This is a genomic window from Streptomyces sp. NPDC002580 (assembly GCF_042889485.1).
GTDB lineage: Bacteria > Actinomycetota > Actinomycetes > Streptomycetales > Streptomycetaceae > Streptomyces.
This window is the reverse complement of sequence record NZ_JBIAQZ010000005.1, coordinates 421870-441467: the sequence shown is the minus strand read 5'-3', so window position 1 is coordinate 441467 and position 19598 is coordinate 421870. Positions and strand designations below refer to the sequence as shown.

Here is a 19598-nt window from a genome sequence, read left to right as displayed (position 1 = left end):
GTCTCTCAGGTTCCGCCTGTCTTTACTTTCTTTACCTAGGGGGAGCCGCTGTCACCCGGAGGGACGCGAAAAGAGGGTGACGCGGACCCGTTCGGCACGGGACCATGAACACATGTCCGGTCCTTATGTCATCCGTGGCTCCGTCTCCCTGCCCGAGGCCGAGCTCATGTGGCGTTTCTCGCGTTCCGGCGGGCCGGGCGGGCAGCACGTCAACACCAGCGACTCGCAGGTCGAGCTCCGGTTCGACCTCGCGAACACCGAGGCCCTGCCGACCGTGTGGAAGGACCGCGCCCTGGAGAGGCTGGCGGCCCGGCTCGTCGACGGGGTCGTCAGCGTCCGTTCCTCGGAGCACCGCTCCCAGTGGCGCAACCGCGAGACGGCGGCCGTACGCCTGGCCGCCCTGCTCGCCGAGGCCACCGCGCCGCCGCCCAAGCCGCGCCGCGCCACCCGCATCCCCCGCGGCATCAACGAACGTCGCCTGCGCGAGAAGAAGCAGCGCTCCGACACCAAGCGCGGCCGCACGGGACGCGACTGGTAGACGGCGCCCGGCCGGGCTCTCCGGTCCGGTTGTCCCGCCCGGCTCTCCGGACCGGCTCTCCGGACCGGCTCTCCGGCCGGGCGAGGGGGTGTCAGCCCAGTTGCCGGTAGCGGCCCTTGAAGTACGCCAGGGGGCCGCCGTCCGCGCTCGGCACGTGCGCCGTCAGGACGCGGCCGATGACGAGGGTGTGGTCGCCCGCGGGGATCCGCTGCTCGGTGCGGCACTCCAGGGTCGCCAGGGCGCCGCCCATCAGGAGCGATCCGGTCGCCTCGCCGCGGACGTACGGGAGGTCCTCGAACAGGAGCCGGTCGCTGATGCGGCCCTTCATGGAGAAACGGCCCGCGATGTGACGCTGGCTCTCCGAGAGCACCGAGACGCCCCACAGGGGCTGTTCGTCGAGCAGGTCGTCCATGCGGGAGCCCTCGCGGAGGCTGACCAGGACGAGCGGCGGGTCCAGGGAGACGGACATGAAGGCCGTCGCGGTCATCCCGACGTCCTCGCCCACCGGTCCGTCCGGGGCCAGCGCGGGCTCGTGCGCGGTCACCAGGACCACACCCGCCGCCAGCCGGGTCATGGCGGCGCGAAACTCGTCGTTGCTCACCCCCTCAGCATGCACGGAGGGGATGAGCGGAACGGCAGGGGAGGTCGTGAGCACGCTCGAACGCTAGTCTCCGCTCCCGGGGCGACGCATCGGACCTCGGTCCTGACCGGGACCTAGGTCCGGGGGCGGAGGGGAGCCCGGGGCGGGGCGGCGACGGGGACGGCGCAGGGCCGGGGACGGCGGTGGGGCGCGGTGGCGGCGGGGCGGTCGAAAGCGCACGCGGGGGCGGCCGTACTCTCATCCGTACTCATCCGGCGGGCACAAGTACGCACAGGTTCTGCATGGCCGGGCGGTAATACGTCCGGTAAACGCACGGTGAAATACAGAATCGCCACTCAATTGTTCATCTTCTGCTGTGACTTGAGTCACAGGGGCCATATTTTGTTGACCCTGTGTACCGAGTGGGCAGCGCGCTGTGATTCAGTGGCGGGGGCGTTGCACAGGAAGCTACCAAGCAGTACGGCATGAACCGGTCCTTTCGGAGAACGCCGAGAGGTCAGCACGGAACCGAAAAGCACCTAGTACGCCGAGAGAACCCTGGAGTTGCTGCGAGGTCTCGAGGGGAGGGCGAATGGAGACCGAGTCGGAGCCCTACGTCCGTCTTGCGACCCTGAGGCAGCTGCACCAGGTGATGGCGGACATGAACACGGCCCGCAGTCTGGCCGACACGCTGCAGACCGTCGCCGACGGCGTCGTCACCGGCCTCGGTTACGAGCTGGCGTGCGTGAACCTCGTCCGGCCCGACGGCGACCTCGTGGTCGCGGCCTTCGCCGGCAACCCCGCCGCCGAGGCGCTGATCACCGGCCGCGTCGGCTCCCGCGCCTCCTGGGACCGCAGGCTGACCATGGGCGAGGCCTGGGGCGACCTGCGGTTCATACCGCACACCGAGGGCTGGGTCCTCGACGAGGACGACGTACCGCAGTGGTACACCGACGGTCCCGCGCCCCGCTTCGAGGACGAGTGGCACCCCGCCGACCGGCTCTTCGCGCCGATGTACACCCCGAGCGTCTCCGGCGGCGGCAGCGGCCACGGCGAGCTGATCGGCGTGCTGTCCGTGGACCGGCCGCGCAACGGCCGCAAGCCGGGCGCCTGGGGCCGCGAGGCGCTCCAGATGTACGCCTTCCAGGGCGCCATCGCCATCAGCAACGCACGTCTACGCGCGAATATGCAGCGCGCCCTGGTCCGCCTGGAGCGCGAGCAGCAGGCGCTGCGCGCCAGCGAGGAATCCTTCCGGCAGGCCTTCGAGTACGCCCCCTCCGGCATGGCGATAGCCGAGATGGGCGGCGACCAGCACGGACGCATCCTGCGCACCAACGACGCCCTGTGCCGGCTGCTGGGCCGGCCCGCCTCGGCGATGCGCCGCTACTCCTTCTCCGACCTCGTGCACCCCGAGGACATCGGCACCCTGTTGCGGACCTCCGCCGAGGGCGGCAGGGCCGAGCTCAGGCTCGGGCGCCGCGACGGCACCTACGTCTGGGTCCACCTGCGCAACTCCGTCGTCGCGGACGCCGCCGACGGCCCCCGCTTCCTGCTCACCCACGTCGAGGACATCGAGGACCGCAAGCGCCGTGAGCTCCAGCTCGCGCACCGGGCCTCGCACGACGCCCTGACCGGCCTGCCCAACTCCGCCGAGCTGCGCTCCCGGCTCGGCGCCCGCCTCTGCCGGCGTCCGCAGTCGCTGCCGCCCGGCGCGGTCGCCTCGCTGGACGCGGCCTACGGGCACGGCGACTTCACGGAGCCGGGGGCCGAGTTCGACGGCAACGGCCACCCCTCCTACGACGGGAACGGACACGGCTTCGACTTCCGCCCGGGCTCGGAGGCCTTCGAGGCCTTCGACCACCACGTGCACACGGTCGCGCCCGAGGGCGAGACGGACGACGGCACGAAGGGGCTCGCGGTGCTCTTCTGCGACCTCGACGGCTTCAAGTCGATCAACGACCGGTTCGGGCACAACGCGGGTGACGAGGTTCTCATCGAGGTCGCCCGGCGGCTGACCCAGGGAGTCCGGGACGGGGACACGGTGGCCCGGCTCGGCGGGGACGAGTTCGTCGTGCTCGCCGACGGCCTGGGCCGGGCGGACGCCCAGGACCTGGCCGTACGTCTGCGGAACGCGATCATTCCGCCCATCAGGGTCGACGGACGGGCCGTCCGCGTGGGGGCGAGTTTCGGCATCGGATGGGCACATTGCGGCATGACGGCGGACGAGGTGTTGAAATCCGCCGACGAAAGGATGTACGTCGAGAAACGGTCTCGTCCCAAACAGCACAGACGTGCGGGATAAGGCGCAGGTCACGAGGTTGATGCGGTGAAGGCCCCCCGTTCGGCCCAGTGGGACCGGGTAGGCTCGCCTTCCATTCACGTACCGCATCTGTACCGCACCCGCTGAGGAGACCAAGGGATGACGCCCGGCAACAACGGCGCGAGCACGCCCGAGGACGAGGACCCGTTCGGCTATCTCTACGCCGATGGTCAGGCCAACGGAGCCACGCCGCCCTCTGGGGGCGGCGGATACGGCTACCCGGGCTCCGTCAACCGGGTGCGGGCCGTCGGTGAGCGCAAGTACGGTCAGCAGCCCGCCCAGGGCGGCTACGGCCAGCAGGCTCCGACCGCCCCGTACGGCCAGGTGCCGCAGCAGGGCGGCTACGGGAACCCCGAGACCGCTCCCGGCGGCGCGCAGACGACGCGCACGCCGATGCCCGGTCACGGTGACGGCGGCGGGCGCGGCCGCGGCCCCAACACCAAAGGTCTCCTCATCGGCGCGATCGCCGTGGTCGCCGCCGTCGTGATCGGCATCAGCATCGCCATGACGGGCGGCGGGGACGACGACAAGCCCGACGACCAGGCGGACTCGACCCCGACGACCGCGCAGAGCGCCTCCCCGACCGCGAAGGAGACGAAGGGGGCCGACGAGCCCGCTGAGCTCCCCAAGGTCGACGCGAAGGCGCTGAAGCTGGACGGCGGCACCTCGCTGGCCTCGGACGTGAAGGGCGCGAACGCCGCCGGCGGGGTCTACGTGACGGGCTTCAACCACGTCGGTGCCAAGCTGACGTGGACGGTCGACGGAATCAAGAAGGCGGGCGCCTACCGGCTGTACGTGCGGTACAGCATTCCCGGTGTCCCCGCCGACGCGACGCTGTCGGTGACGGGCAAGGCGAACAGCCAGCCGCTCGGTCTGAAGCAGTTCATCGTTTCCCCGAAGGGGGACTACGAGAAGGGCTGGCAGAGCACGTGGGCCCCGGTCACCCTCAGCAAGGGGACCAACGTCATAGAGATCGCCTGCAACGAGGGCAACCAGTGCGACGCGCTCTTCGACCAGCTGTACCTGAAGTAAGGGTCCGACAGCCGAACGGTCCGCCGGCGCACCGGCGGACCGTGACGAGACCGGCGGGGCACTAGCGCCCGTAGACCTCGATCCCCGTGACGGTGGAACCGGGGTTGTCCGAGTAGGTGTGCGGGCCCAGAGTGACCAGCCGGCTGCCGGTGCCGCAGCCCGTCCCGGGCGTGATGTGCCAGAACTCGATGCGGTAGGACGTCTGGTTCGAGACGGACCGCGCGGTGGTGAAGGGGTAGCAGCCGGGCGTCACCGACATGACGGTCCTGGTCCCGGTCCTGTTCTTCCCCGACCATCCGCACACCTTCCCCGACGGGCAGGTGTTGGGATCGACGGCGGCGGCCGGCGTGGCGAGGGCGCCGCCCAGCAGAGCGCCGGTGAGAGCCATCATCGTCAGGCTTTTCTTGAGCATGGTCATATCCGGTTCCCGTTCCCCTGTTTCCTCAGCCACTGGTCAGTGTGGCGATTTCATGATCATTTGATCATCCGGGGCGATACGACGGGAAGCGGGTTCTCGGCCAAACCGCCGGCCGGGGCCGTCCGGCCGGGGCGAGAAGGTCTCAGGCCGCCGTCACCGACACGCTCTTCAGGAGTCTCTCGTAGGCCGCGCGGTCGAAGTCGCCCGCCGCCGGGGACCGTACGGTGGCCGCGGACAGGGCGACCGCGCGGGTGAGGCGGTCCGGCCAGGAGAGCTGTTCCACCAGGCCGGAGAGCAGACCGGCCACCACCGAGTCGCCCGCGCCGGCCGGGTTGCCGTGCTCCCGGGCGGGCGGGACGGCGTGCCAGCGGCCCTCCGGGGCGACCGCCAGCAGGCCGTGCGGGCCCAGCGAGGCGACGACCGCCCGCGCCCCACGCCGCCGGGCGTCCTGGGTGGCGCGCGACGGCTCGTGGGAGCCGGTGAGCTCGGCCAGTTCCTCGGCGTTCGGTTTGACGAGGTCCGGGCGCGCGGCGACCCCGCGCCGCAGCGGCTCCCCGCCGGTGTCCAGCAGGACGGGGACGCCGGCGGTCCGTGCCGTGCGCACCAGCCCCGCGTACGCGCCCACCGGAACCCCCGGGGGCAGGCTGCCGCACAGGGCCACCGCGGAGGCGGAGCGCAGCAGGTCCCCGTACCGCTCCTGGAAGGCCGACCACTCGGCGGCGGTTATCGCCGGGCCGGGTTCGTTGAGCTGAGTCGTGTCACCGGTCGTCGTGTCGACGACGGCTATCGTGCGGCGCGTCGATCCCGTCACCGGGACGAGGGCGTCCACCAGCCCGGCCGTCCCCGTCAGCCGGTCCCGCACCGCGCGGCCCGTATCGCCGCCCGAGAACCCGGTGACCGTCACCTCGTGGCCGAGCGCGGCGAGCACGCGTCCCACGTTCAGGCCCTTGCCGCCCGGACGTTCGACGACGTCGGTCACCCGGTGCGAGTTGTGCGGGCGCAGCGCCCGGACGCGATAGGTGATGTCGAGAGCGGTGTTCAGTGTGACCGTGAGGATCACCTGGGCCCACCTCCCCCGAAGTCGTGTGATGTGGGCGCCGGTCGGGCGCCCGGCGGTACCGGAGGCTCGATCATGCCAAACGCAACGGCGGTCGGCCCAGTCCCCCGGGCCGACCGCCGTACTGAACAAGGGGGTGAATCATCCCAGTCGGGGATCGACCACCCATTCTCCCCCGCGCATGACGCCCTTGAGCGCGAAGTCGGCGTCGAGAACCACGAGGTCCGCGTCCTTGCCCGGCTCCAGGGAGCCCACCCGGTCGTACCTGCCCAGCAGGCGGGCGGGGTTGGCGGAGATGGCCGCGACGACGTCCTCGACCGGCAGCCCGTCGACCTTGACCGCGCGCTGGAAGGCACGGTCGAGGGTGAGCGTGGAGCCGGCGATCGAACCGCCCTCCACCAGGCGGGCGACACCCTCCGCGACCTCGACCTCCAGCGGGCCGAGCATGTAGCGGCCGTCGCCGAAGCCCGCGGCGTCCATCGCGTCGGTGATGAAGGCGACCCGCTGCGGACCCGCGTGACGGAACGCCAGCTCCAGGGAGGCGGGGTGCAGATGCGTACCGTCGTTGATCAGCTCGACGGTGATCCGCTCGTCCTCCAGGAGGGCGGCGATGGGACCCGGTGCGCGGTGGCCGAGCGCGGGCATCGCGTTGAACAGGTGCGTCGCCACCGTCGCGCCCGCGTCGATGGCCTCCCGTGTCTGCTCGTACGTCGCGTCGGTGTGCCCGATCGCGGCGAGCACCCCGTGTTCCGCGAGGAGCCTCACCGAGTCGAGGCCGCCCGGCAGTTCGGGGGCGAGCGTGACCATGCTGGCCCGGCCGCGCGCCGCGTCGATCAGCTTGCGGACCTCCGCCGGGTCCGGGTCGCGCAGGAGTTCCTCGGAGTGCGCGCCCTTGCGGCACGGCGAGATGAAGGGCCCCTCGAAGTGGATGCCCGCGAGGTCGCCCTGCTCGGCCAGCTCGGAGAGCATCCCGGCACGCTCGGCGAGGCCGTGCATGTCGCCGGTGACGGTCGAGGCGACCACGGTCGTCGTGCCGTGCAGCCGGTGGGTGTGGATGCCCCTCAGGACGTCCTCGGTCGTCCCCGAGGTGAAGGAGGCGCCGCCACCGCCGTGGTTGTGGAGGTCGACGAAGCCGGGGACGATCCAGTGACCGGACAGGTCGGTCACGGACGCGCCCGTGGGAACCGCCTCCGGGGCTCCGGCGGGTCGCGTCGCGGGGGCGCCCGCGTCGGCGATCCGCGCACCGTCGACGATCACGCGGCCGTCGTGCACGATCCCGGTGGGCAGGACCACCCGGGCGCCGGCGAGAACCTTGCTAGGGGCCATCGGGTGGTTACCTCCGGGGAGTCGTGGGTGTGGTGTTCAGGAGGTCCCGGGCGAGGAGCCCGGCACCGAGGCATCCGGCGGTGTCCCCGAGAGCCGCGGGGACGATGGACGGCAGTTTCTGGAAGGTGACGCGGCGCTCGACCGCGGCCCGCAGCGGTGTGAACAAGGTTTCCCCCGCCTCGGCGAGCCCGCCACCGATGATCAGGGTGCGCGGGTCCAGGAGGGTGAGCGCGGTGACCAGGCCGTCGGCGAGCGCGTCGACCGCCTCCTGCCAGACGGCACGCGCCTTCGGATCGCCCGACTCGACGGCCTCGGCGCAGTCCGCCGCGTCCGCCCCGGGGTCGCCGGAGGCCTCGGCCCAGGCCTGGCTGACGGCCGCCGCGGAGGCGAACCGTTCCAGACAGCCGCGCTGCCCGCACGGGCACGGGGACCCGCCGGGCCGTACGACGATGTGGCCGATCTCGCCCGCGAAGCCGTGCGCGCCCTCCTCCACGACGCCGTCGATGCCGATGGCGCCCGCTATTCCGGTGCCCAGCGGGACGAAGAGGAAGCGGTCCGCGCCCCGGCCGGCCCCGATGCGGCCCTCGGCGAGCCCGCCGGTGCGCACGTCGTGCCCGAGCGCGACAGGTACCCCGCCGAGCCGCTCGCCGAGCAGCCGGCGCAGCGGGACGTCGTGCCAGCCGAGGTTGGCGGCGTAGACCGCGATGCCGTTGCGGGCGTCGACGATGCCGGGGACGGCCACCCCCGCGGCCAGCGCGCTCTCGCCGAAGCGCTCCTCGCCGTGGGCGCGCAGCTCGGCGGCGAAGTCGAGGATCTCCTCGACGACCGCGTCGGGCCCACGCTCACGGCCGGTCGCCCGGCGTGCCTGGTGCAGCAGTGCGGGGGTTCCGGGGAGCGGGGGCGGCTCGCCGGGGCGGTCCGCGGAGCCCTCGTCGTCCACCCCGACGAGGGCGGCCTTCATCCCGGTGCCGCCCACATCGAGGGCGATGACATGTCTCACGGGGGACAGTGTCGCCCCTCACCCCCGGAAAGGTCTAGTCCACTCGCACGGTGCGGCCCCGGAATCCGCATGCCGAGACGCGTGCCGGGCGCGGGGCGTGGGGGCGGCCTGTCGGCCGACCGTTCCGCGAGGGACCGCACCCGTGGGCGCGCGAGCGCTCCGGCATCGCCCCTGTCGGTGCCGGGTACTACCGTGCTGTCCATGGAAGAGCTGCCCGCGCGCGAACGGAGCATCCTCGCCCTGGAGCGCCGCGGTTTCCCCGGCCCCGGTGCCAAGGAGCGTGCCGTCCGCGAGCAGCTGGGCCTGGCGCCGGTCCGCTACTACCAGTTGCTCAACGCCCTGCTGGACGACCCGAGGGCCCTGGCGCACGACCCGGTGACGGTGAACAGGCTGCGCCGGGTCCGGGAGGCCCGTCGCGCGGAGCGGTGAGGACCCGAGCGCGAGACCGGGGGCCGTCCGGTCGGCCCGGGCCGGCTCCGGCCGGGCCCGGCGGTGGGGCGGGGACGTGCCGCACCTCTTCGGGAGAGCGCGGTATCCGGCCGTACCCGACCGTGGGAGCGGGGTGTTCCGGCCGGGTGCGTCCCCCGCTCGGTCATGGGCCAGGGGTGCGCCGGCCCGCGCCCCGATAGGGTCGCCCCATGGGCAGCCACCTCGATTCCAAGGACCCCTTGCCGGCCCCGGTGACCCCCGCCGGGCGCGACGCTCTGGAAGCGATCCTCACCCACCCCACCCGGACCGTCGTCGCGCTCGACTTCGACGGCACCCTCGCCCCCATCGTCCCCGACCCCGACCGGGCCCGCGCGCACCCCGACGCGGTCCCCGCCCTCGCGGCGCTCGCCCCCCGGGTCGCCTCGATCGCCGTGATCACCGGCCGCCCGGCCGGTGTGGCCGTACGCCACGGCGGCTTCGCGGGCGTTCCCGGACTGGAGCACCTCGTCGTCCTCGGCCACTACGGAGCCGAGCGCTGGGACGCGCCGAGCGGCACGGTCACCGCACCTGCCCCGCACCCCGGTGTGGCCGCCGTCCGGGCCGAGCTGCCGGGGTTCCTCGACCGGATGGGCGCCTGGCGGGGAACCTGGATCGAGGAGAAGGGCCGCGCGGTCGCCGTCCACACGCGCCGGGCCGCCGATCCGCAGGCCGCCTTCGAGGCACTGCGCGAGCCGCTGGCCGGACTGGCCGGCCGGCACGGCCTGATCGTCGAACCGGGCCGCATGGTCCTGGAGCTGCGCCCGCCGGGCATGGACAAGGGCGTCGCCCTCCTGGAGTACGTCCGGGAGACCGGCGCCGAAGCCGTGCTCTACGCGGGTGACGATCTGGGTGACCTGCCCGCGTTCGCCGCCGTCGACAAGCTGCGCTCCGACGGTGTACCCGGGCTGCTCGTGTGCAGTGGCAGCTCGGAGGTCGGTGAACTCGCCGAGCGGGCCGATCTGGTGGTCGACGGGCCGGCCGGTGTCGTGCGGTTGCTCGCCGGGCTCGCGGCCGCACTCGCCTGACCTGGTCGTTCGCCGCCGTACGCCGGGGGCGGCCACGGCCTTCTTCCGCCCCCGCCGCCCCTGCCCTTCCCGTCCCCCGGACTCCGCCCCGGACCCCGCTCCTCGAACGCCGGAGGGGCTGGAGCCTCCCCGCCCGGAGGGGCTGCGACCGTCGTTCAGCGCTCCAGTTCGCGTAGTTGGTCGAGGAACCACTGGGTCGGGGGCAGGGCGGTGGCCGCGGCGGTCAACCGCTTGGTTCGTTCGGCCCGTTCGCCGGGCTGCATGGTCAGCGCCTCGTGCAGCGCGCGGGCCGTACCGATCACGTCGTACGGGTTCACGGAGATCGCGTCCTCGCCCAACTCCTCGTACGCGCCCGCCTCTTTGGAGAGCACCAGCGCACAGCCCTCGTCGGAGACGACCGGGACCTCCTTGGCGACCAGGTTCATGCCGTCCCTGATGGGGTTGACGAGGGCGACGTCGGCCAGTCGGTACGCGGCCAGCGAGCGCGCGAAGTCGTCCTTGACGTGCAGCACCACCGGGGTCCAACCCGGTGTCCCGTAGGCGGAGTTGATCTCGTCGGCCACGCGCTGCACCTCGGCCGTGTAGTCCCGGTACACCGCGAGGTCCTGCCGCGAGGGGTAGGCGAAGGCCACGTGGACCACCCGCTCGCGCCACTCGGGACGCTCGTCGAGCAGCTGCCGGTACGCGAGCAGTCCGCGCACGATGTTCTTGGACAGCTCGGTCCGGTCGACGCGCACGATCGTCCGGCGGCCCTCGCCGATCTCCTCGCGCAGCGCGGCCATCCGTTCTCCGACGTCCGCCCGGTGGGAGCGCTCGCGCAGGAACTCGGCGTCCGCGCCGAGGCCGTGCACCCCGACGCGGGTCTCGCGCACGGGCGGCAGGGTGCCGTCCAGGTGCTCGATCGTCCGGGGAGTGTCCGCGGGCCCGTTCGCGCGGTAGCGCTCGGGGTCGGTCCCTTCGGCGCAGCGCATGAACGCGGTCGCCCACCGCCAGGTCAGGAACGCCACCCGGTCCGCGCCGAGCATGCCCCCGATCAGCTCCGCGCGGATGTCGTCGGGGAGCATCCGGAAGTAGTCCTCGGGCGCCCACGGGGTGTGGGAGAAGTGACCGATGCGCAGGTCGGGGCGCAGTTCGCGGAGCATCCCCGGCACCAGGCACAGGTGGTAGTCCTGGACCAGCACGGAGGCGCCCTCGGCGGCCTCCTCGGCCAGTGCCTCGGCGAAGGCGCGGTTGTAGGCGCGGTACGCGTCCCACTTGCGCCGGAACTCCGCGTCGAAGACCGGCTCCAGCGGGGTCTGGTACAGCAGGTGGTGGACGAACCACAGGACGGAGTTGGCGATGCCGTTGTAGGCGTCGGCGTGCACCTCGGGGTCGATGGCCAGCATGCGTACGCCGTCCTCACCGACTCCGCGGCGCACGGCCTCCCTGTCGCCCTCGCCGAGGGCCGAGCACACCCATAGGGCGCCCGCGTCCGGCCCGATCGCCGAGAGGCCCGAGACGAGGCCGCCGCCGCCGCGCCGGGCGTGCAGCGAGCCGTCCTCCCGTTCCTCGTAGGTGACCGGGCCGCGGTTGGAGGCGACCAGAATCCGGTGGGCACCGTGCGTTGAAGCCATGCCTCGAAACCTAGCCCCGTGTCGAAACGCTCAAACGTTCCCGTCGGCCGTATGCGATCGGAGGTGGTCGCGGGCCGATCGGGCCGGTCTACGCGGCTTTGTGCCGCCGGTACTCGGAGATTTCGGTCATCGGGGGCCTCTCCTCGGTGTCCACCGAGTACGTGCGCGGCCGGAAACCGTCCCGGCCGCGCTCGAACTGGGTGAGGGCGGGGCGGATCAGATGGCCGCGGGCGAGCCGGAGCTGGGCGGTGCGGTAGATCGCGGCGGCCATCCGGCCCAGCGCCTGGCCGTCCTGGTGGCGGTGCTTGCGCACGCCGACGTCGACCTGGGCGAGGGCGTCGAGGCCCACCAGGTGCAGGGCGTCCACGAGCATGCCCAGTTCGACGCCGTAGCCGACGGGGAACGGGAGCCGTTCGAGCAGGGAGCGGCGGGCGGCGTACTCGCCGCCGAGCGGCTGGACGAAGCCCGCGAGCTGCGGCCAGTGCATGTTCAGCAGCGGGCGGGCCATCAGCTCGGTGACCCGGCCGCCCTGTCCCGTGGCGCCGCCCAGCGGGCGGTCGTACATGGCCTTGACCAGGTCGACGCCGGGATCGGTGAGCAGCGGGCCCACGATCCCGGTGACGAAGTCGGACGAGAACTCCCTGAGGTCCGCGTCGACGAAGCACACGATGTCCCCGCTCGTCACGAGCAGCGACCGCCACAGCACCTCGCCCTTGCCGGGCACCGCGGGGATCCGCGGGAGGATGTCGTCGCGGTGCACGACCCGCGCGCCGGCGGCGGCGGCGACCGCGGAGGTGCGGTCGGTCGAGCCCGAGTCGACGACGACGATCTCGTCGACGAGGGGTACCTGCTGCATCAGGTCGTGGCGGATGATCGCGACGATCTCGCCGACCGTCTCCTCCTCGTCGAGCGCGGGCAGCACGACGCTGACCGTCGACCCGCTGACGCGTTTCGCCGCCATGAGCTTGTGGAGCGGGCGGTCGGTCAGGGACCAGGAGCGTGTGCTCAGCCAGTTTTCGACTTCATTCAGCACCGTCTGCGGCTCCTCACTGTCTGATCACACGCTCTCATCGGCGTGCCCGCTGCGGCCAGCGGCGGATCGATGGGCGTCGTCTCGCGGTTCGGACGACTATCTCAACTGTCCTGGCCTTCGGTTACAGTCTTGAACAACGCGGATGACCATCGCATGTCCTGGATCGTCGGTCCGTGCCAGGTTCAACAGTTCAACAATCAAATACCGCTCATCCAGAGGGGCAGAGGGATACGGCCCGATGAAGCCCCGGCAACCCTCCAGCCGGTCTCGTACCGCTCGACGTCGGATCGACGTCGGTCAGGTAGCGAGGCTCCCGGCTCGGGAAGGTGCCAAGTCCGTCTCACGGCGAAGTGCGCCGTGGGGAAGATGAGGAAAGGGCCTCGCCTCCATGGCTGCGCAGACAGTTGCAAGTACCACGAACTCCGCCGACGCGGTGGACCTCGGCCCGGCCGCGGCGCTTTCCTGCCGCGAGTGCGGGCACCGTGTCCCGCTAGGCCCGGTCTTCGCCTGCGAGGAGTGTTTCGGCCCGCTGGAGATCGCCTACGACTTCTCGGCCTACGAGACCGAGGAACTCCGCAAGCGCATCGAAGCGGGACCCACGAACATCTGGCGCTACGCGCCCCTCCTGCCCGTCCCCGCGGACGTGGCCGACAAGCCGAACATCAACCCCGGTTGGACCAAGCTCGTCCAGGCCGACAACCTGGCCCGCGAGCTCGGCGTCGACGCCGGCAGGCTCTTCGTCAAGGACGACTCCGGCAACCCGACGCACTCCTTCAAGGACCGCGTGGTCGCCCAGGCCATCGAAGCGGCCCGCGTCTTCGGCTTCACCACCCTCTCCTGCTCCTCCACCGGCAACCTCGCCGGCGCCGTGGGCGCCGCGGCGGCCCGCGCCGGTTTCCGCTCCTGCGTGTTCATCCCGCACGACCTGGAGCAGGGCAAGGTCGTCATGGCCGCGGTCTACGGCGGCGAGCTCGTCGGCATCGAGGGCAACTACGACGCCGTGAACCGCTTCTGCTCCGAGCTGATCGGCGACCCGGCCGGCGAGGGCTGGGGCTTCGTCAACGTCAACCTGCGGCCGTACTACGCCGAGGGCTCCAAGACGCTGGCGTACGAGATCTGCGAGCAGCTCGGCTGGAAGCTCCCCGACCAGCTCGTCGTGCCGATCGCCTCCGGCTCCCAGCTCACGAAGATCGACAAGGGGCTCCAGGAGCTGATCGAGCTCGGGCTCGTCGAGGACCGGCCGTACAAGATCTTCGGCGCCCAGGCCGAGGGCTGCTCCCCGGTCTCCGTCGCCTACAAGGCCGGTCACGACGTCGTACGGCCGCAGAAGCCGGACACCATCGCCAAGTCGCTCGCCATCGGCAACCCCGCGGACGGGCCGTACGTGCTCGACATCGCGCGGCGCACCGGCGGAGCGGTGGAGGACGTGAACGACGAGCAGATCGTCGACGCGATCAAGCTGCTCGCGCGCACCGAGGGCATCTTCGCGGAGACGGCCGGCGGGGTGACCGTGGGCGTCACCCGCAAGTTGATCGAGAACGGCCTCCTCGACCCGACCCTCACCACGGTCGTGCTGAACACCGGTGACGGCCTCAAGACCCTGGACGCGGTGGCCTCGGACACCGGGCTGACCGCGACCATCCGCCCGAACCTCGACTCCTTCCGAGAGGCTGGCCTCGCATCATGAGCGTCAACGTCCGCATCCCCACCATCCTGCGCACCTACACCGGGGGCGCCGCCGAGGTGAGCGCCGAGGGAACGACCCTCGCCGAGGTCATCGCCGACCTGGAGAGCAACCACACGGGCATCGCCGCGCGCGTCCTGGACGACCAGGGCAAGCTGCGCCGCTTCGTCAACGTGTACGTCAACGACGACGACGTCCGGTTCGAGCAGGGCCTTCAGACGGCGACGCCGGACGGTGTGGGCGTCTCGATCATTCCGGCCGTCGCCGGAGGCTGACCGCTCCGTTCGTTACCCTCGGTAATGCCGAACACGCTGAGTTCATCGAATTGCCCCCTCCGTGAGAGAAACGGAGGGGGCAATTCTGCATGATTGAGCGCGCTACAGTTGGGGAAGCCACTTCGCTTTGGATGTTGGTTTCATGCCGGACGCATATGAGTAGTCGTTCCGCAGCCGACAAGAAGTAGCCAAACTGGCCCGTCTTTTTGGGCAGTTCATGGCATTTGCGGGGCCCGACTTGCCCCGGATCCTTACGTATTCTCCGCATGTCATTGATCGGCCATGCCCAGAATTCTCGTCCGATTGACCTGTTGCAGAGGGCAGTTGGGCAGATACATTCAGCCGCGGTCGACGCGTTCCGGCGCACACCCCCAACCGTTTGGGGGGGTGAGGTCTGACCCGGATCCGCGAAGTGTGGATCTGTGCAAGGGCCAGTAATAGGGGAGTTAGGCATGGCTCAGGGCACCGTCAAGTGGTTCAACGCGGAGAAGGGGTACGGCTTCATCGCGGTCGACGGTGGTGCGGACGTCTTCGTGCACTACAGCGCGATTCAGATGGACGGCTACCGCACCCTTGAAGAGGGTCAGCGAGTGGAGTTCGAAATCTCGCAGGGCCAGAAGGGTCCGCAGGCGGACATGGTCAAACTCGCCGTCTAGATCCGGGCGCGAACGGCCACCGACGCACTCACGCCGAGGGGCCCGCATCCCACCAGGGATGCGGGCCCCTCGTGCGTCCCCGGCCGACTCCGGCGGCCCATCCGGGGGCTCCGCGCCCCTCGGGCCGTCTCCCGACCGCCTCGCGCGCGCCCATCGGTGCGCCCGCGAACACCCGCGAGCGCCCCCGCCCGGCCCCTTGCGAGGCCCGGCCGGAGGCCTGTTTTTGGTGAGAGGCGCTTGCACTCGCAGGGGTCGAGTGCTAATCATTGGCGTTAGCACTCTCCCAGTGAGAGTGACAGAACTTGGATCGGGCCAGTGAGGCCCGCGGGCCTGTGGGGCAAGGAACCACAAGGCTTGCAGGCCGTCCGTCGCGGGCGCGGGCACGATCCGGAGAAATCCACCCCGTCCGGGAGGACCACTTCACATGGCCAAGATCATCGCGTTCGACGAGGAGGCACGGCGCGGTCTCGAGCGCGGGATGAACCAGCTCGCCGACGCCGTCAAGGTCACCCTCGGCCCCAAGGGCCGTAACGTCGTCCTCGAGAAGAAGTGGGGCGCGCCCACGATCACCAACGATGGTGTTTCCATCGCCAAGGAGATCGAGCTCGAGGACCCGTACGAGAAGATCGGCGCCGAGCTGGTCAAGGAAGTCGCCAAGAAGACGGACGACGTCGCCGGTGACGGTACGACCACGGCGACCGTGCTGGCCCAGGCGCTCGTGCGCGAGGGTCTGCGCAACGTCGCCGCCGGCGCCAACCCGATGGCCCTCAAGCGCGGTATCGAGAAGGCCGTCGAGGCCGTCTCCGGTGCCCTGCTCGAGCAGGCGAAGGATGTCGAGACCAAGGAGCAGATCGCTTCCACGGCCTCCATCTCCGCCGCCGACACCCAGATCGGCGAGCTCATCGCCGAGGCGATGGACAAGGTCGGCAAGGAAGGCGTCATCACCGTCGAGGAGTCCCAGACCTTCGGTCTGGAGCTGGAGCTCACCGAGGGTATGCGCTTCGACAAGGGCTACATCTCGGCGTACTTCGCCACCGACATGGAGCGTATGGAGGCCGTCCTCGACGACCCGTACATCCTGATCGCGAACTCCAAGATCGCGAACGTCAAGGACCTGCTCCCGCTCCTCGAGAAGGTCATGCAGGGCGGCAAGCCGCTGCTGATCATCGCCGAGGACGTCGAGGGCGAGGCGCTGTCGACCCTGGTCGTCAACAAGATCCGTGGCACCTTCAAGTCCGTCGCCGTCAAGGCTCCGGGCTTCGGTGACCGCCGCAAGGCCATGCTCGGCGACATCGCCATCCTCACGGGCGGCGAGGTCATCTCCGAGGAGGTCGGCCTCAAGCTGGAGAACGCGGGTCTGGACCTGCTGGGCCGTGCCCGCAAGGTCGTCATCACCAAGGACGAGACCACGATCGTCGACGGCTCCGGCTCCGCCGACCAGGTCGCCGGCCGGGTCAACCAGATCCGTGCCGAGATCGAGAACTCGGACTCGGACTACGACCGCGAGAAGCTCCAGGAGCGCCTGGCGAAGCTGGCCGGCGGCGTGGCCGTCATCAAGGCCGGTGCCGCCACCGAGGTCGAGCTTAAGGAGCGCAAGCACCGCATCGAGGACGCCGTTCGCAACGCGAAGGCGGCCGTCGAGGAGGGCATCGTCGCCGGTGGTGGCGTGGCCCTGCTCCAGGCTTCCTCGGTCTTCGAGAAGCTCGAGCTCACGGGTGACGAGGCGACCGGCGCGAACGCCGTGCGGCTCGCCCTGGAGGCCCCGCTCAAGCAGATCGCCGTCAACGGTGGTCTCGAGGGTGGCGTCATCGTCGAGAAGGTGCGCAACCTGCCCGTCGGCCACGGCCTGAACGCCGCGACCGGTGAGTACGTCGACATGATCGCCGAAGGCATCATCGACCCGGCGAAGGTGACGCGCTCTGCCCTGCAGAACGCCGCCTCCATCGCCGCGCTGTTCCTGACCACCGAGGCCGTCATCGCCGACAAGCCGGAGAAGGCCGCCGCGGGCGGCGCTCCGGGCGGCATGCCGGGCGGTGACATGGACTTCTGATCGACCTCTGGTTGATCAACGTCCTTACCGAGGGCGGCACTTCCTGGCGACAGGGAGTGCCGCCCTCGGGCTTTTCCGGTACAGGGCGCGGAGGGCGGGCCGGTCGCCGGCCGACCCGCGCGGTCCGGTCCGGTGGCGCGCGCCTCGCGTGGCGGGGATCACATGACGTGGTGCCGGACGGGCGGAATGCGCGCGGGCGGCATGGCTGTTGTGCTACTCACATGCATTCCATGCGTGTGCACATACCAGCTGGTCTACCGTTATCGGTGTACCGTCCCCCTCCCGAGGAGCCCCCCACGTGAGTGTCACCGCGTCCGCCGCCTCCCGCGCGGCCGAGATCCTTTCCCGGCCCGTCGCCCTGGGCGGCCTCACCGTCCCGAACCGGATCGTGATGGCTCCGATGACCCGCGAGTTCTCCCCGGGCGGCGTCCCGGGTGAGGACGTGGTCGGGTACTACTCCCGCCGCGCCGCCGCGGGCGTGGGCCTGATCGTCACCGAGGGCACGTACGTCGGTCACGACTCGGCCGGCCAGAGCGACCGCGTTCCGCGCTTCCACGGCGAGGAGCAGCTGGCGGGCTGGGCGAAGGTCGTCGACGGCGTGCACGCGGCCGGCGGGACGATCGTGCCGCAGCTGTGGCATATCGGCATGGTGCGCAGGGCGGGTCAGCCGCCGTTCGCGGACGCCCCGCCGGTCGGTCCGTCCGGCATCTTCAAGGAGGGCGCCGAGGCCACCGGCAAGGCCATGACCCGGCAGGACCTGGACGACGTCCTCGGGGCGTTCGTCCAGGCGGCGGTGGACGCCGAGCGCCTCGGCTTCGACGGAGTCGAACTGCACGGCGCCCACGGCTACCTGCTCGACCAGTTCCTGTGGTCCGGCACCAACCGGCGCGAGGACGCGTACGGCGGCGACCCGGTGGCCCGCGCGAAGTTCGCGGCCGAGATCGTCGCGGCCGTGCGCGCCGCCGTCTCCCCGGAGTTCCCCATCCTCTTCCGCTACTCGCAGTGGAAGCAGCAGGCCTACGAGGCCCGCCTCGCCGAGACCCCGGAGGAGCTGGAGGCCATCCTCGCGCCGCTCGCCGCGGCCGGAGTGGACGCCTTCCACGCCTCCACGCGCCGCTACTGGCTGCCCGAGTTCGACGGCTCCGACCTCAACCTCGCCGGCTGGACGAAGAAGCTGACCGGCAAGCCGACCATCACCGTCGGCTCGGTCGGCCTGAACGGCGACTTCATCAAGGCCTTCCAGGGCGAGGGTTCCACCGTCCGCGGCATCGACGATCTCCTCGACCGCCTGGAGCGCGACGAGTTCGACATGGTCGCCATCGGCCGCGCGCTGCTCCAGGACCCCGAGTGGGCGGCGAAGGTCCTCGCCGGCCGTTTCGACGAACTGGCCCCGTACGACGCGGCGGCGCTCGGCTCGCTCAGCTGACGTCCCCTGGATCGACGCCCTCGGCCGGGACGGCGCAGGACGCCGTCCCGGCCGAGGTGTCGGCACCCGTGCGGGGAGCCGTCACACGGGTGCCCTTTCGCGGCGGTGTGCCATCGCGGCGCGGATCTCGGCCGCGTGGGCGCGGACCGTCGTGGACGTCAGGGGAGCGGTCCCGGAGGGAACGGCCTTCCCGCTGCACCGTCCGCAGAAGCCGCCCGGCAGGGCTTCCGGACTGCCCGGGGCGCGGCATTCCGCGCACTCCAGCATGCGGTCGGGCGGGCTCGGGGCTTCTCCCACGGGCTCGGGCGCGGGCTCGGGTGGGAGTTTGTCCCGCAGGCGGGTGCGTACGAGGGCGGCCGGACTGTGGACGGGAACGGGGAGCCCCGCGGTGAGGGCCCGGACCACCTGTTCGTCGGTGGCGCCCCTCGTGAACCACTCCGCGAGCAGGGGGGCGAGATCCGCGCAGTCCCTGGCCGACAGGGACAGGGCGGGGGTCGTACGGCCCAGCGCCGCCAGCAGGATGTGGGCGCGGGACCGGGTCGGGGCGGACCGCCGGTCCGGGGGCTCTTCCGGGATGCCGCCGCGGCTGAACAGCGCCCACCAGCCGTCGTCGCGCGCCGTTCGGGTGAACCACGATCGGGTGACCCAGCGGGAGCTGCCCGAACCGGCCAGGTGTTCGCGTCCACGGCGCAAGTGACCCGCCCGGGTCAGGTTGTTGAGCGCGGTACGCAACGCGCACTGTCCGTACGGCAGCTCCTTGGCCAGCGTTTTCACGGAGATGTCGGCGCCGTCCGGGAGACGGTCGACGTACGCGGCGATCGCCGCCTCGCGGGGCGGGAGGTGTGCGAAGTCGTCGCTCGCGCGGGGGCGTTGCCCTGGTGCGCTGCGCTTTCCGTAGCCGGGATTGGCCATCGGGTGGGGGAAGGCGTGCGTGGAGCGAGGCACAGCACTAAAGTTGGCGTCAGCCATGGGATCGACCTCATTCGTCGGATCTCGCTGGTCAGACCCCCGCAGGTGTTGGCGCACCTGGCGGGGGTTGTTCGTTCTTTGCGCACGCTAGAGCCTGGTGACTGTGCGTGGCAAGTCGATCGCGGCAA

At 71.3% G+C, this 19598-nt stretch carries 18 protein-coding genes and 1 riboswitch; of the genes, 10 read left to right on the top strand and 8 right to left on the bottom strand.

Annotation, left to right across the window (positions count from 1 at the left end; translation table 11 throughout):
* Positions 1–112 precede the first annotated feature (112 nt).
* Positions 113–538 (top strand): alternative ribosome rescue aminoacyl-tRNA hydrolase ArfB, encoded by a 426-nt coding sequence (gene arfB, locus ACFYW7_RS18650; RefSeq protein WP_389503463.1) that lies wholly within the window; start codon positions 113–115, stop codon positions 536–538.
* A gap of 91 nt (positions 539–629) precedes the next feature.
* On the opposite strand, the gene ACFYW7_RS18645 is transcribed toward arfB, so the two are convergent.
* A complete protein-coding gene (locus ACFYW7_RS18645) occupies positions 630–1139 on the bottom strand; it encodes a flavin reductase family protein (RefSeq protein ID WP_389503461.1) in 510 nt (169 codons plus the stop codon).
* A 571-nt stretch (positions 1140–1710) separates the two neighbouring features.
* Between ACFYW7_RS18645 and cdgB the strand changes: the two genes are divergently transcribed.
* On the top strand, positions 1711–3420 hold the full coding sequence (cdgB, locus tag ACFYW7_RS18640; RefSeq protein WP_389503459.1) for a diguanylate cyclase CdgB: 1710 nt from the start codon (positions 1711–1713) through the stop codon (positions 3418–3420).
* 117 nt (positions 3421–3537) lie between these two features.
* Positions 3538–4470, top strand: a complete 933-nt coding sequence (locus tag ACFYW7_RS18635) for a carbohydrate-binding protein (protein ID WP_389503457.1) — start codon at positions 3538–3540, stop codon at positions 4468–4470.
* 61 nt (positions 4471–4531) lie between these two features.
* Here the strand turns inward: ACFYW7_RS18635 and ACFYW7_RS18630 are convergent, their stop codons facing one another.
* The 4 genes from ACFYW7_RS18630 to ACFYW7_RS18615 all read right to left on the bottom strand — a co-directional run bounded on the left by ACFYW7_RS18630 (position 4532) and on the right by ACFYW7_RS18615 (position 8271).
* Positions 4532–4888, bottom strand: coding sequence for a peptidase inhibitor family I36 protein (locus ACFYW7_RS18630; RefSeq protein WP_389503453.1), 357 nt, complete (start codon positions 4886–4888; stop codon positions 4532–4534).
* Between the two features lie 142 nt (positions 4889–5030).
* On the bottom strand, positions 5031–5948 hold the full coding sequence (locus tag ACFYW7_RS18625; protein WP_389503451.1) for a 1-phosphofructokinase family hexose kinase: 918 nt from the start codon (positions 5946–5948) through the stop codon (positions 5031–5033).
* A 138-nt stretch (positions 5949–6086) separates the two neighbouring features.
* Positions 6087–7271 carry an N-acetylglucosamine-6-phosphate deacetylase gene (gene nagA / locus ACFYW7_RS18620; RefSeq protein ID WP_389503449.1) on the bottom strand — a complete coding sequence of 395 codons (1185 nt, stop codon included), beginning with the start codon at positions 7269–7271 and terminating at the stop codon, positions 6087–6089.
* 7 nt (positions 7272–7278) lie between these two features.
* Complete coding sequence (locus tag ACFYW7_RS18615) at positions 7279–8271, bottom strand: ROK family protein (RefSeq protein ID WP_389503447.1); 993 nt, start codon at positions 8269–8271, stop codon at positions 7279–7281.
* Between the two features lie 201 nt (positions 8272–8472).
* Here ACFYW7_RS18615 and ACFYW7_RS18610 point away from each other — a divergent pair, with 201 nt between their 5' ends.
* Positions 8473–8700: a DUF3263 domain-containing protein gene (locus tag ACFYW7_RS18610; RefSeq protein WP_389503445.1), complete on the top strand. Its 228-nt coding sequence runs from the start codon at positions 8473–8475 to the stop codon at positions 8698–8700.
* Between the two features lie 209 nt (positions 8701–8909).
* Positions 8910–9764, top strand: a complete 855-nt coding sequence (otsB, locus tag ACFYW7_RS18605; RefSeq protein WP_389503443.1) for a trehalose-phosphatase — start codon at positions 8910–8912, stop codon at positions 9762–9764.
* A gap of 155 nt (positions 9765–9919) precedes the next feature.
* Here otsB and ACFYW7_RS18600 read toward each other — a convergent pair whose 3' ends face one another.
* Together ACFYW7_RS18600 and ACFYW7_RS18595 are read right to left on the bottom strand one after the other, a co-directional pair.
* A complete protein-coding gene (locus tag ACFYW7_RS18600; protein WP_389503441.1) occupies positions 9920–11377 on the bottom strand; it encodes a trehalose-6-phosphate synthase in 1458 nt (485 codons plus the stop codon).
* Positions 11378–11465: 88 nt separating this feature from the next.
* Entirely contained in the window at positions 11466–12410 is a 945-nt protein-coding gene (locus tag ACFYW7_RS18595; RefSeq protein ID WP_389503439.1) for a glucosyl-3-phosphoglycerate synthase, read from the bottom strand.
* Between the two features lie 205 nt (positions 12411–12615).
* Positions 12616–12783, top strand: a riboswitch (SAM riboswitch).
* Positions 12784–12798: 15 nt separating this feature from the next.
* Here ACFYW7_RS18595 and thrC point away from each other — a divergent pair.
* The 5 genes from thrC (at position 12799) to ACFYW7_RS18570 (ending at position 18501) form a co-directional block, all read left to right on the top strand.
* A complete protein-coding gene (gene thrC, locus ACFYW7_RS18590; protein WP_389503437.1) occupies positions 12799–14097 on the top strand; it encodes a threonine synthase in 1299 nt (432 codons plus the stop codon).
* A complete protein-coding gene (locus ACFYW7_RS18585) occupies positions 14094–14369 on the top strand; it encodes a MoaD/ThiS family protein (RefSeq protein WP_351120667.1) in 276 nt (91 codons plus the stop codon). Before thrC ends, ACFYW7_RS18585 begins: the two co-directional genes overlap by 4 nt.
* Before the next feature lie 452 nt (positions 14370–14821).
* Positions 14822–15025, top strand: a complete 204-nt coding sequence (locus ACFYW7_RS18580) for a cold-shock protein (RefSeq protein WP_005315736.1) — start codon at positions 14822–14824, stop codon at positions 15023–15025.
* Positions 15026–15449: 424 nt separating this feature from the next.
* The gene (gene groL / locus ACFYW7_RS18575) at positions 15450–17075 is read left to right on the top strand and encodes a chaperonin GroEL (RefSeq protein WP_365871436.1); all 1626 of its coding nucleotides are present in this window, start codon (positions 15450–15452) and stop codon (positions 17073–17075) included.
* Between the two features lie 298 nt (positions 17076–17373).
* Entirely contained in the window at positions 17374–18501 is a 1128-nt protein-coding gene (locus tag ACFYW7_RS18570) for an NADH:flavin oxidoreductase (protein WP_389503433.1), read from the top strand.
* Between the two features lie 81 nt (positions 18502–18582).
* Here the strand turns inward: ACFYW7_RS18570 and ACFYW7_RS18565 are convergent, their stop codons facing one another.
* Entirely contained in the window at positions 18583–19470 is an 888-nt protein-coding gene (locus ACFYW7_RS18565) for a hypothetical protein (protein WP_389503430.1), read from the bottom strand.
* Between the last annotated feature and the right edge of the window lie 128 nt (positions 19471–19598).